We start from the raw sequence: 12,294 nt of genomic DNA on the forward strand, positions 1-12,294 counted from the left end.
TTTAGTCCTTAACTAATCCCAAAATGAAAAAAAGATGTTTCTGTAAACGCTAGAATGAAGTTGACAGTTTTTGCTCAATAAGAATTTACACTTTTGCTCAATCAACCTACTACTTTAGTATAATAGATAGTGATGTGAGTAGAACAGGATGAACACTGGATAAAGCAGGAGACCTGGCGAAGCGTGTTGATCAGGTTGAAGACGTTGGTAAGGGCGCGGGTGTTGTTGCATATGTTCAATCATATACATGTATCATGGAAGAGCATCATATTCGGTCTAATAAGATAATGCACACAAACAATGCAATAGAAAGCATTCATTCTAGTTTTAGAGAAGCAGCAATCAAAAAGGAGCATTCCCAAACGAGAATGCTCTGTTAATATGACCAACGGTTTCTCTAAGTCGAGCTAAAAGATAGGGTGTTAAAGTACTTTAAGTAAATAGGGATTACATACTTTATTGGCATCTTATTTTGATTTATGCAGTTTCTTCAGGTATATTAAATGTTTTAATGTAGCTGAAGAATTCGTTTAGCTTCAGCTGTTTTAGCATCATCAGGTGGTTCTACACCTTCTAAAGGATAGGATAGACCTAATTCCTTCCACTTATAAACCCCCATTTTATGGTAAGGTAATACCTCCACTTTTTTAACATTTTCCAGTGTATTAATAAATGATGAGAGCTGTTTTAAGTCTTCCGTATCATCGGAAATACCAGGGACTAGGACATGTCTGATCCAAACTGGCACGTTTTTATTAGACAGCATTTTTGCAAATTCAAGTATATGTTTATTCGTCATACCCGTTAAATGTTTGTGTTTTTTATCATCAATGTGTTTTAAATCTAATAAAACTAAATCTGTATATTGTAACAGTTCGTCTAGCTTGTCTTGAAATGCTTGATGGGAAGAAAAACATCCACCGGAGCTATCTATTGTTGTATGGATACCATTCTCTTTTAACTGTTTAAATAATTCAATTAAAAAATCGATCTGTAAAAGTGGTTCACCACCACTTACTGTCACACCTCCGTTAGAATGTTTCATATATGGCCAGTATTTTTTAATATCAGTGACCAATGAAGAGACAGATCGTATTTCTCCACCATCACGATCCCATGAATCAGGGTTGTGACAATATTGGCATCGGAGCAAACAACCTTGTGTAAAAATCACGTAGCGGATCCCCGGTCCGTCTACCATACCAGATGTTTCAATTGAATGTATTCTACCATTCATAAAATGACCCCCTTAGTCGAAGACTCGGCTTATCGCCAAGTCTTTCTGGCGATCGATGAGTTTCTATCGATGCATTCTTAATTAAAAAAGGAGCATCAGGCATCGAAGCTGATGCTCCTCGTCATTACATTGATTCGTGGAAAGTTCGGTTTATAACATCGATTTGTTGTTCACGAGTTAATTTAATGAAGTTTACAGCATAACCAGACACACGAATCGTTAACTGTGGGTATTCTTCCGGATGCTCCATAGCATCAAGTAATGTGGAGCGGTCAAATACATTAATATTTAAATGGTGACCTTCTTTCTCAGAATAGCCGTCAAGGATGGAAGCCAGATTTGCTTTTTGATCATCCTCTTCTCGACCTAACGCTTTTGGTACTATAGAGAATGTGTTAGAAATACCATCTAAAGAATTAGCATAAGGCATTTTAGCAACAGAGTTTAAGGATGCTAAAGCACCTTTTTTATCCCGGCCGTGAAGTGGGTTAGCACCTGGAGCGAATGGTTCACCGTCTTTACGACCATCAGGTGTATTACCGGTTTTCTTACCATAAACAACGTTAGATGTAATTGTTAAGATTGACATCGTTGTTTCAGATTGGCGGTAAGTGTCATGCTTTTTAAGCATATCAGAAAATTTAACGACAAGTTCTTTCGCAATATCATCTACAAGATCATCGTCGTTACCATATTGAGGATAGTCGCCTTCAATTTCATAATCAACTGCAAGACCATCTTCATCTCGAATCACTTTAACTTTTGAATGCTTAATTGCACTTAGAGAGTCAGCAGCAACTGAGAGACCAGCAATACCTGTCGCCATTGTTCTGCGGATATCACGATCATGTAACGCCATTTCTATACGCTCGTAGCTATATTTGTCATGCATATAATGAATAACGTTGAGTGTATTAATATATAAACCGGCCAACCATTCAAGAACCACATCGAAGTTTTTCTTAACTTCTTCATAATCAAGGTATTCTGATGTAATCGGTTCAATACCATGGGCTACTTTTACTTTCGCTTTTTCATCAACACCGCCGTTAATGGCATATAATAATCCTTTTGCTAGGTTAGCGCGGGCGCCGAAAAATTGCATTTGCTTACCGATTTCCATAGCGGATACACAACATGCGATCCCATAGTCGTCACCGTATTCTGGACGCATAATTTCGTCATTTTCGTATTGAATGGAGCTAGTGTCAATGGACATTTTTGCACAATAATGCTTGAATGCTTCTGGTAGGGCAGGAGACCAAAGGACGGTTAAGTTAGGCTCTGGTGCAGGTCCTAAATTTTTCAACGTATGAAGAAATCTATATGAGCTTTTCGTTACGAGTGGGCGACCGTCTTTTCCAATTCCAGCGATTGATTCAGTCACCCATGTAGGGTCACCACTGAATAGCTCATTATATTCAGGTGTTCTTGCAAATTTTACGAGACGTAATTTCATAACAAAGTGGTCCACAAGCTCTTGTGCCGCTTGCTCTGTTAAAACACCTGTTTCAAGATCACGTTCAATATAAATGTCAAGGAAGGTTGAGACACGCCCAAGACTCATAGCAGCACCATTTTGTTCTTTAATAGCTGCTAAGTAACCGAGATAGAGCCATTGGAAAGCTTCTGTAGCGTTTGTTGCTGGTTTAGAAATGTCAAATCCATAAATGGTACCCAGCTCTTTTAATTCGTTTAAAGCTCTCATTTGCTCTGCGAGTTCCTCGCGTAAACGAATAACGTCTTCAGACATATTAGTTGGAAGATCTGCAACTTCTTCTTTTTTAGCTTCAATAAGACGATCTACACCATATAGTGCTACTCGTCGGTAATCACCGATAATACGACCACGGCCGTAAGCATCAGGTAAACCTGTGATGATCCCAACTTTTCTAGCTAACATCATTTCCGGTGTATAGGCATCGAAAACACCTTGGTTATGTGTTTTACGGTAGTCAGTGAAAATTTTCTCAACTTCTTCATCTAATTCATAGCCGTAAGATTGAAGAGCGGCTTTAGCCATTCTTATACCACCATAAGGCTGCATAGAACGTTTAAAAGGGACATCTGTTTGTACCCCAACAACTTTCTCTTTATCTTTGTTTAAATAACCAGCTTTGTGAGATGTGATCGTGGACACGATAGACGTATCTAAGTCATAAACGCCGCCACGCTCCCGTTCTTCAGCTGTTAAAGCCATAATTTGTTTCCATAACTCGTCAGTAGCCTCTGTTGCACCCTCTAAAAAGCTTTCATCCCCCTCATAAAGTGTGTAGTTTTTCTGAATGAAATCTCGTACATTAATGTCATTTTCCCAACTGCCACCATTGAAAGCCATCCAAGCAGATTCGTTTAATTTTTCAAGTGTTTTTCCCATGATTAACGCCTCCATCTTTCATAATATCGTAAACAAAGGGTCGCTTAACTTTAGAATGATAATATTGTGAATGGATTCACATATAACTTCTATCTTAAGTATAAATTTAAAATCATTCGTGAACAAGGGGGAAATGTGACACTTTTTTGACTATATAACAGAGGTGAAATTTAACTATAACAGATTCGTAAATAGATAATTGTTATATAAATACTCTATTAAAATATAAGGTGATGACACTATGTTAAGCGATTCCAGCAATATAACAGAATGAAGTACATACTGTTATAGCGGGGGGATGAAGCAGAAAAAAATGGCATTACAAAATATGTTTTTACTGTATGATAAAACGAACCTTCAATCAGTGGGAGTTTCCGTTCTTCTCCCACTGATAAGGAACACAAACTAACGTCTTCGCGTCCTGCGAAAATGCTTATCTGTGATAAAATAGTGTTAAATTATTTCTAAATCATAAATGTAATAAGGAGACCATAAACATGTTCAAAAAATGTCTCAAATATGATCAGTCTCTTTTAACTCTTCTAATGCAGGCAGATCCAAGTGAAGCGAACGTTAAAAAGCATTTTGAAGACGGTGAATGCTACTGTATGATGCAACAGCATACAATGGTGGGTGCTTACATATTTGTCGAGCGAGATAGCGCGACGGCTGAAATAGTATGCATTGCTGTTTCAGAAGAATGGCAGGGGAGAGGGATTGGAAAACAACTCATTGCCCATGCTGTTGAGTTAACGACACAACGGGGTTATAAAGGGTTAGAAGTTGGTACGGGCAATTCGAGTATCGATCAACTGGCTTTTTATCAAAAATGTGGCTTTCGTATAACGGGTGTGGAAACAAACTTTTTCCTTGACCATTATGCGGAACCTATTTATGAAAATGGCATCCAATGTATGGATATGGTCAGACTATCTAAAGCATTAGTTTAGCATAGTTTATAATGGACCACTCCTTGTGACAAGTCTATTACATTAACTATACATTTGCTACTGACTGATAGAGTATTTAAGTGAGAAGTTCGTTTATAGAAAAAGATATTGATGAGTAGTCGGTAAAACAATTTTCTCGCCCGTGGAAGGAATATTAGGTGTAGTGCTATCAAACCATTAGGACGTTCTAACACTCATATTATAGAACCCCCATGTTCAAAAAGGTCCTTTTTGAACATGGGGGTTAATATTTATCACAGATAACCGTCCGTAAACGCCCACTGATTGAAGTTTCGTTTTATACGGCTGAAGAAAATATTTTATGCTGAATGGTTTTATAGACGAGTTGTGATTCGTCAGGTGTCAGTGGAACCATTGGTAAGCGAACTGACCCCACTTTTACGCCGCTCATTTCTAGTGCTGCTTTAACCGGTGCCGGACTTGGCGCAGAGAACATGACATTCATAATAGGCACCAATTCACGGTGTAGAGTTTGAGCATATATCGTGTCGCCATTTTCATAAGCAGTTATCATCGCTTTCATTTCATTACCAACAATATGAGAAGCGACTGAAATGACCCCATTACCACCGATAGCCATCACAGGTAGTGTTAAGCTGTCATCTCCACTGTATAATGAGAAGCTTTCTGGCGTTTTGGCGATAATCTCTGTCATGGCATCTAGGTTGCCACTTGCTTCTTTAATTGAGACGATATTTGAGATATCTGACAAACGTATGACAGTTTCAGGAAGCAAGTTTACAACGCTACGACCAGGAACATTGTAGAGCATAACGGGTAGTGCAGTAGATTCTGCAATCGCTTTGAAATGTAGGTACATACCTTCTTGATTTGGTTTATTGTAATACGGAGTAGCAAGCATGACACCATCGACTCCGGCTTCTTCTGCTAATTTGGTTAGCTCTATAGCGGCTCGCGTGCTGTTAGTTCCTGTACCTGCTATGACAGTCGCCTTACCAGAGACTGTTTCTACTGCAAACTTATATAGCTCTGCTTTTTCACGGATGGACAACGTCGGAGATTCGCCAGTCGTACCAGCTATGACAATACCATCAGAGCCGTTTGAGAGTAGGTGATTAATCAAGTCTTTTGTTGCTTGATAGTCAATGTTTCCTTCATGATCAAAAGGGGTTACCATTGCAGTTAAAATGTGTCCGAAATTCATGTACAACACCTCTATTCAAAAGTTTGTCCCCATAATGGGTGACACCAAGTTCCTGAATAGAGCTAAATCGCATGATGAACCGTATGACATACAAAAAGCACCAACGAGGGTCTCGTTGCTGCGTGGATAGATAACGGTCATCCAGCGTGAGATAGCCCTCCATATAGTTTGTGGTAAAACTATACGACAGTTCTGCATTTATTCAATAACAGACCCAACAACACTCGGTATGAGACGAATGCTGCTTCGGCAAGCTTCCCTTTCCACGACTTTCTTAAGAGCTCATCCTCTTCCAGCCATCTACTGATGAACGCTTGCACCTCTAAACTCACTTCAAAAAATTGAAGTAAATATGAACTTTGACTCAACTGTATCAGAAACTCTATCATTTTTCAATAAAATATGGGTGTTGATTATCGAAAATAACATTAATGTGACTATAGTATGAGTAAAAACGAGATGTTTAACTGACACACCAAGGGGAATGTCACAATTATAATAAGATTTGGAGGGGTTTTGATGACGATAAAAGCATTGTATTTTAATACTTCATTGAAAACAGGTGATGAAACGTCTAATACAAGTGGCTTAATTCAAGAATCGAGACAAATTTTGGAAGATGAAGGTGTGACAACAGAAGAGATACGTATTGCTGACTTTCATCTTCCTTTTGGGATGGAACCGGATATGGGTGCCGATGATGAATGGCCGAAGCTCTTTAATAAGTTAAAAGAAGCCGACATAGTTATAATTGGCACCCCGGTGTGGCAAGGAGAATTAAGCAGTATATGTAAACTTATACTGGAAAAATTAGATGCCTCTAGCGACGAGACAAATGATTATGGGCAGCCTATTTATTATAATAAAGTCGGAGGAGCTATTGTGACGGGGAATGAAGATGGCGGTAAACAGGCTGCTAAAACGATTATTTTTGTTTTACAGCATTTAGGTTTTACTATTCCTCCTAATGGGGAAGCATATTGGGTCGGAGAAGCAGGGCCAGGGCCTTCCTATTTGGAAGCGGGACAGGAAAGTGATTTTACGAAAGAAAATGTCTCAGTCATGAGTCATAACCTCGCTCATCTTGCTAAAATGTTTAAGGCAACTCCGATTCCCACAAAAGGAAATACTTAATCCCTCATCATCCATTGCAAAAGGGCGTGCCAAATAATTATTTGGACGCCCTCTCTGTATTTTGACGGTTTTATGGGCAAAATGGTTCTTTGGTAGTTACCATTCAGTAAAAATTTACTCAGAGTAACAGCAGTTCCTATTACTTATTCGTACCATCATCCTGCCTGTTTGTTTGAGGAGGAGATTCTTTACCTAACTCACGTGCTTCTTCAATTATGCCTGAATTTTCTTTATTATTTACAGTCCCTCCCCCTAGTCCTTCATTGATCATGCGATCCACATCTAAAAAATAACGATCTCTGTCTTTATAAGGAGCCATTTCTTTTTCTTGTTTATCCATCAGTCATATCTCCTAACGTGATCGGTGTTTATCATTCTCTTGAATTTTTGAGATAGTTGTTCTGTCACTTCCATCAGAAGGTTGTACAGCATCTTTTCCTTTTTGAGTATTACGTTTAGAACGTGATTTCTTACTCATGTATGTCGCCTCTTTTCTGTGTATTTATCATTAGTGTTCACGAATTATCGGACTATTATGAAATGGATTTTTACATCCGAGAGCTGTTTTTACACAAAGATTGAGTGACGGTAGAATGTTAGGTAAAATACGGACTAAGACAAAAAGATAGAAAAGGTGTTAAAGATGAAAACATACATTGTAGTAGGTGGAGGCATTCTAGGGGCCTCAACAGCCTATCATTTAGCTAAAGATGGCTATGATGTTACTTTAGTTGATCGAGAAGATAAAGGACAAGCCACTTACGCTGGAGCAGGGATTATCTGTCCTTGGCTGTCGCAGCGACGAAATCAAGTTTGGTATAGGCTAGTGAAAGCTGGCGCGAATTATTATCCGACTTTAATTAACGCGTTAAAAAATTTAGGGGAAATAAACACTGGCTACAAACAAATTGGTGCCATGGCGCTCCATCATGATGAGAAAAAATTAAATGACATTGAAAAAAGGGCTTATAAACGACGGGAAAACGCACCAGAGATTGGAGAAATTACACGTTTTTCTCACTCCGAAGCAAAACAAATGTTTCCTCCTCTTGTGGATGGTTATGGTGCTGTTCATGTAAGCGGCGGAGCTCGTGTTGACGGAAAGGATTTGCGCGATGCCTTATTACGAGCAGCTAAAAAACAAGGGGCAAATATCATTCATGGTGATGCCAAATTGATGACAAATCGAACTAACGTAACAGGGGTAAAAGTAGATGGAAATGAGTTGTTAGCTTCAAAAGTGGTTCTTGCGGCCGGTGCGTGGACAGACGAACTTTTACACCCTCTCGGTAAAACATTATTAGTTAAACCGCAGAAAGGTCAAATTCTTCACCTAGAATTACCGCAAACAAATAATGATAACTGGCCGGTCATTATTCCGCCGGGCGACTATTATATGGTCAGCTTTGGGAATGGTCGTCTTGTAACTGGAGCGACTCGGGAAGATAATTCAGGATTCGATTATCGTGTGACAGCCGGAGGTATTTATGACGTATTAAGTGAAACGTTTCAGGTGGCGCCAGGTCTTAAAGAGAGCCGAGTAGTGGAAACGAGGGTTGGTTTTAGACCATTTACCCCAGGATCATTACCGGTGATCGGTAAGGTGCCTGATATAGAAGGGGTTGTTATGGCGACTGGATTAGGGGCAACGGGGTTAACAGCAGGACCATTTTTAGGTTCTCTTCTCGCTAAATTAGCCGTTGGTGAAAAAAGTGATTTTCCAATTGAAGATTACAACTGTGAAGTAGCTTTTCAATCGTAATTAGCTTATTTAAAGGTTCATCTCTCATTAAAACGGTTATAGTATGATAGCGATCATTTTCAAAAAGGAGCACCACAGACATGCCAACAAAACTTTTGTTAAAAATTGTGGCCGTTCTAACTCTTATCGGCCTTTTAATTTATTTTAATTATACACACTTGAAATTACACCCAGATCAAATTCAAAGAACAATGTTATCGTTTGGTATTTGGGCTCCTATCATGTTCATTGTCATTTTTAGTTTACGACCATTTGTGTTATTTCCTTCTTCAGTTTTAGCTATAGCAGGCGGTTTATCGTTCGGACCGTTCCTTGGTCCATTAGTTACTTATGTCGGTTCACTTTCGGGGGCAATTGTCTCGTTTCTAGTTGTCAGAAAACTTGGTGGACGCTTAAATCAGAAAGAGTGGCAGGGGAGAGGGAAATCCTTACAAAAAAATATTGAATCAAATGGCTTTTATTACGTCATGGCTTTGAGAATTATTCCTGTCATCAATTTTGACTTTGTTAGCTATTTATCAGCTTTGTCTCGTATCTCTTTTTATAAATATGTAGGGGCTACAATGTTAGGGATTATTCCAGGAACATTAGCATTCAACCTTTTAGGTGCTTCTTTCGTGGATTTAAGTCTTCATATGATTTTACTGACTACGTTTATGTTTATCGTAGCATTAGCGGTCCCTGTTATTATACGGAAAGTAATGAAGAAGAAAAATATTGACATTGACTTGTTACCAGATGAGCATTTATAATCATTTGTTTTAACGTTGGGCGGTGATCATATGACAGATTTTGATGTTGTCATTATTGGCGGGGGTGTTGGTGGACTAACACTTGCTTTGAAGCTTGCTCAAGCTAATATTCATGTCCTTGTTATTGAAAAAGCTAATCAGCCAGGGAAAATATACAAAGGCGAGTTGCTGCAGCCTAAATCACTTGAAAATTTTTCTGAAATGGGTGTAGTAGAAGATATTGTGGCAAATAGCTGGCCTCTTGCGACAATCCATACGTACGAGATGAAAGAAAGAAAAGACGGCTCACTCAGGACCGAACTTTATATTCCATTACACTACCACAGACTATACAGTTCATTTCCTTCAGCACGGATGATACCTCATGAAAAGCTTAAAGAGCTTTTGCTGTCTAAGGCTAAAACATATCACTCATTTACTTATTGGAACCCGGCAAGATTTCAAGATTTTTCAAAGGTAAATGAGGAAAACAATGAATTTAATGAAGCAACCATCTACTATAAGAGTGGCTATAGACGTATCACGTCATCCTTTTTTGTTGGCGCTGAAGGTAGGGTGTCCCTCATGCGTAAAGCGATGAAGGAGCATGGGGTGACGACCCATTATAATCACCAATTTCTAACGGTGACTTTCCCGAGACCTGAGGTATTTAAAGAAGCACGCATGTATGCGACACACCGAGAATTTATCGGATTATTTCCGTTGCCAGACAATAAAGTTCGAAGTGTCATGCTTATTAAACCTGGAGACTATAAACGCATGAAAGATGAAGGTCTTCACACGTTTTACGAGCCATTTGAACGTTTTGTACCAGAATTAACAGGGTATCTGGAAAGTATAACAAGTTGGAAGGATATTCAATTAATGATACCAATTCGTCACAAGACGCAGCAATATGTGAAAGGTAACGCGGCAATTATTGGGGATGCTGCTCACACTGTACACCCAATGGCTGGAGAAGGCATGAATATGGCGATACAGGATGGGGCGATATTAGGAGAACTACTGACATGGATGTATAAAGAAAGGACCAGGCAGCCACAGTACTTAAAGTTATATGAAAAAGTACGTAAAAAAAGAGCTGATAGAATGTCCCATTTAAGCCATTTGTCTGCCATGGCATATACGTGTCCTGCACGGTGGTACCAGCAAGGACGGATGTTTGCACTAAAGCGCCTTGAACGTCATCCTGTTTTACATGACAAACATATGCTTAATATTTCCGGGATCGGCTGGTGGCCATACAATGGCTTAGATATCCTTCGTTTTTTTGGACTAGCTAAAGCTTATTCATTAAAACGGTTGAAAAAGAAACAGCGGGAAAACATTTATTCATCCCATGACGATTATCCGTGGAAAGCTAAATAGGACAAGTCGTCTTTATTTTTCAATAAGGAGGGAGACCCTATGTTGCGACGACTATCAATTCCTAAGGTGTTACTTCTTGCTAAAGGAATGACGACCCTTTATAAATGGTATAAGCGGCGGAAATAAACAGACTTTAAAATGAATAAAAATAGGCTCATCATTAAAACTCTGATCTTTCGCATAAAAGCGTATGCGGTATCAGAGTTTTTATTTTTACTTGTTGCCATGAGAGCGAATATGCGACCTCCATATGAACAGGACATATGTCGACGGTTATCTAGTATCTAACAGTAAAGGTATAATTTTATGAAGAAGACATTTTCCTATAAGACAACGTATAATTGTTTAAAGAGTTTACCACAGATAACTGTCCTTAAAGCTCCGGGCTGGTAGCGTCCTGATAGAAGGGGCGTTTTATAATAGAGGTTACGAGCTAGTGATTAATGCCCCTTTATTACCCCCGTTTGAATGATCACTAGACAAGTGATAATATAAATCTTCCAAGACGTCATGAATGGATAACAACTCATAAAAAATAATAATTTTTTCACTCAATTGATGATGGTCCCCTTCAGTAATGGTTGTTGGTTTTGTATGAATAAATTCATATTTTAAATGATTGTTGAGCTCATCGATTGTCTCAAAAAAAGAAGGGATAATTGGTTTACCAATATGAGTCATGAGATAATGGAATTCTTTTTGCGACCGTTTAAGTAACGTTTGCTCATAATAAGTTAAAGTCGATGACACACTCGGAGATAAATAATGTAAATTACCTAAATGAAGTAAGATTCGCTGTAAATAGTCAGTTGTTCGCCTCTCTTTAATAAACGTGCGAAACTTTTTCATTTTAAATCGGTGAAAACGAAGTTCTTTCCTTTGAAATGCGAGTAATTGCTCTGTTTTTTCAAGATGACGCTTAAGTAATGTGTATGAGGAATGATCGAAATGTCTCATTCCTGTTTGATTGCGAGATGTTGCAGTATCTAATAAACGACTTAATAAACGGTTAATTTCTGCCACATGAAGGTGATTGCGCTTTTTAATTGTGTCTAAATAATTTGCAGGTAAAATTAATAAATTGACAGACGTAGACACGATTAAACCGATAGAGGTGGTTCCAAGTCTTGAAAAGAAAGAATAGATTAAATGATCATGGAGATCTGGAATCATAGCGACTGCTGTTAGAGTAGCTACGAGAGTCCCTGCTCGAAGTTTAAATTTTTCACACAAAAAAATAGTCAATATCGCAGCTAACGTATAAGAAGTAGCTGATTGCCCGAAGAAATAGACAGAAATGGCAGCTAATGCAGCACCAATTGCGGAAGCTGGAAATCTTTCCATTCCTTTTCTGATGGAATCTTGTGTAGAAGGTTCAATTGTAACGATGGCAGTAATGACCGCGAATATGGCTGGAAGATCTAATAATAAACAAATAAATGATGTGACAAACACAGCGATGGCTGTTTTAATTAAACGACTACCAGGCTTTTTAATAAATTTAGTATAATGTTTAAGAGGTAACATG

11 protein-coding genes and 1 riboswitch are annotated in these 12,294 nt (G+C 38.6%); of the genes, 5 read left to right on the forward strand and 6 right to left on the reverse strand.

Going from position 1 to position 12,294, the window contains the following annotated elements; all coding sequences use genetic code 11:
- Positions 1-508: 508 nt before the first annotated feature.
- Complete coding sequence (gene pflA, locus BK581_RS02410) at positions 509-1,237, reverse strand: pyruvate formate-lyase-activating protein (RefSeq protein ID WP_078576657.1); 729 nt, start codon at positions 1,235-1,237, stop codon at positions 509-511.
- 124 nt (positions 1,238-1,361) lie between these two features.
- Entirely contained in the window at positions 1,362-3,575 is a 2,214-nt protein-coding gene (pflB, locus tag BK581_RS02415) for a formate C-acetyltransferase (protein WP_407690342.1), read from the reverse strand.
- A gap of 536 nt (positions 3,576-4,111) precedes the next feature.
- On the opposite strand from pflB, the gene BK581_RS02420 reads away from it, so the two are divergent.
- Positions 4,112-4,564 (forward strand): GNAT family N-acetyltransferase, encoded by a 453-nt coding sequence (locus BK581_RS02420; RefSeq protein ID WP_078576659.1) that lies wholly within the window; start codon positions 4,112-4,114, stop codon positions 4,562-4,564.
- 298 nt (positions 4,565-4,862) lie between these two features.
- Here the strand turns inward: BK581_RS02420 and dapA are convergent, their stop codons facing one another.
- Positions 4,863-5,750 carry a 4-hydroxy-tetrahydrodipicolinate synthase gene (gene dapA, locus BK581_RS02425; RefSeq protein ID WP_078576660.1) on the reverse strand — a complete coding sequence of 296 codons (888 nt, stop codon included), beginning with the start codon at positions 5,748-5,750 and terminating at the stop codon, positions 4,863-4,865.
- A 144-nt stretch (positions 5,751-5,894) separates the two neighbouring features.
- Positions 5,895-6,083: riboswitch (Lysine riboswitch) on the reverse strand.
- A gap of 186 nt (positions 6,084-6,269) precedes the next feature.
- Between dapA and BK581_RS02430 the strand changes: the two genes are divergently transcribed.
- Entirely contained in the window at positions 6,270-6,884 is a 615-nt protein-coding gene (locus BK581_RS02430) for a flavodoxin family protein (protein ID WP_078576661.1), read from the forward strand.
- Positions 6,885-7,023: 139 nt separating this feature from the next.
- On the opposite strand, the gene BK581_RS02435 is transcribed toward BK581_RS02430, so the two are convergent.
- Both BK581_RS02435 and BK581_RS20405 read right to left on the reverse strand, forming a co-directional pair.
- The gene (locus BK581_RS02435; RefSeq protein ID WP_078576662.1) at positions 7,024-7,224 is read right to left on the reverse strand and encodes a hypothetical protein; all 201 of its coding nucleotides are present in this window, start codon (positions 7,222-7,224) and stop codon (positions 7,024-7,026) included.
- Positions 7,225-7,236: 12 nt separating this feature from the next.
- On the reverse strand, positions 7,237-7,362 hold the full coding sequence (locus BK581_RS20405) for a hypothetical protein (protein WP_257820934.1): 126 nt from the start codon (positions 7,360-7,362) through the stop codon (positions 7,237-7,239).
- 165 nt (positions 7,363-7,527) lie between these two features.
- On the opposite strand from BK581_RS20405, the gene BK581_RS02440 reads away from it, so the two are divergent.
- The 3 genes from BK581_RS02440 to BK581_RS02450 all read left to right on the forward strand — a co-directional run bounded on the left by BK581_RS02440 (position 7,528) and on the right by BK581_RS02450 (position 10,766).
- Positions 7,528-8,646 carry an NAD(P)/FAD-dependent oxidoreductase gene (locus BK581_RS02440; RefSeq protein WP_078576663.1) on the forward strand — a complete coding sequence of 373 codons (1,119 nt, stop codon included), beginning with the start codon at positions 7,528-7,530 and terminating at the stop codon, positions 8,644-8,646.
- 80 nt (positions 8,647-8,726) lie between these two features.
- A complete protein-coding gene (locus tag BK581_RS02445; protein ID WP_078576664.1) occupies positions 8,727-9,398 on the forward strand; it encodes a TVP38/TMEM64 family protein in 672 nt (223 codons plus the stop codon).
- 30 nt (positions 9,399-9,428) lie between these two features.
- On the forward strand, positions 9,429-10,766 hold the full coding sequence (locus BK581_RS02450) for an FAD-dependent oxidoreductase (protein ID WP_078576665.1): 1,338 nt from the start codon (positions 9,429-9,431) through the stop codon (positions 10,764-10,766).
- A 426-nt stretch (positions 10,767-11,192) separates the two neighbouring features.
- Here BK581_RS02450 and BK581_RS02455 read toward each other — a convergent pair whose 3' ends face one another.
- Positions 11,193-12,293 carry an FUSC family protein gene (locus BK581_RS02455; RefSeq protein ID WP_169837492.1) on the reverse strand — a complete coding sequence of 367 codons (1,101 nt, stop codon included), beginning with the start codon at positions 12,291-12,293 and terminating at the stop codon, positions 11,193-11,195.
- Position 12,294 lies beyond the last annotated feature (1 nt).

The sequence above is a fragment of the Salipaludibacillus agaradhaerens genome, assembly GCF_002019735.1.
Taxonomy (GTDB): domain Bacteria; phylum Bacillota; class Bacilli; order Bacillales; family Salisediminibacteriaceae; genus Salipaludibacillus; species Salipaludibacillus agaradhaerens.

Coding starts and splice junctions, on each gene's coding strand:
- pflA (WP_078576657.1), bottom strand. CDS start 1,237: ATGAATGGTAGAATACATTCAATTGAAACATCTGGTATGGTAGACGGA.
- pflB (WP_407690342.1), bottom strand. CDS start 3,575: ATGGCTTTCAATGGTGGCAGTTGGGAAAATGACATTAATGTACGAGAT.
- BK581_RS02420 (WP_078576659.1), top strand. CDS start 4,112: ATGTTCAAAAAATGTCTCAAATATGATCAGTCTCTTTTAACTCTTCTA.
- dapA (WP_078576660.1), bottom strand. CDS start 5,750: ATGAATTTCGGACACATTTTAACTGCAATGGTAACCCCTTTTGATCAT.
- BK581_RS02430 (WP_078576661.1), top strand. CDS start 6,270: ATGACGATAAAAGCATTGTATTTTAATACTTCATTGAAAACAGGTGAT.
- BK581_RS02435 (WP_078576662.1), bottom strand. CDS start 7,224: ATGGATAAACAAGAAAAAGAAATGGCTCCTTATAAAGACAGAGATCGT.
- BK581_RS20405 (WP_257820934.1), bottom strand. CDS start 7,362: ATGAGTAAGAAATCACGTTCTAAACGTAATACTCAAAAAGGAAAAGAT.
- BK581_RS02440 (WP_078576663.1), top strand. CDS start 7,528: ATGAAAACATACATTGTAGTAGGTGGAGGCATTCTAGGGGCCTCAACA.
- BK581_RS02445 (WP_078576664.1), top strand. CDS start 8,727: ATGCCAACAAAACTTTTGTTAAAAATTGTGGCCGTTCTAACTCTTATC.
- BK581_RS02450 (WP_078576665.1), top strand. CDS start 9,429: ATGACAGATTTTGATGTTGTCATTATTGGCGGGGGTGTTGGTGGACTA.
- BK581_RS02455 (WP_169837492.1), bottom strand. CDS start 12,293: ATGTTACCTCTTAAACATTATACTAAATTTATTAAAAAGCCTGGTAGT.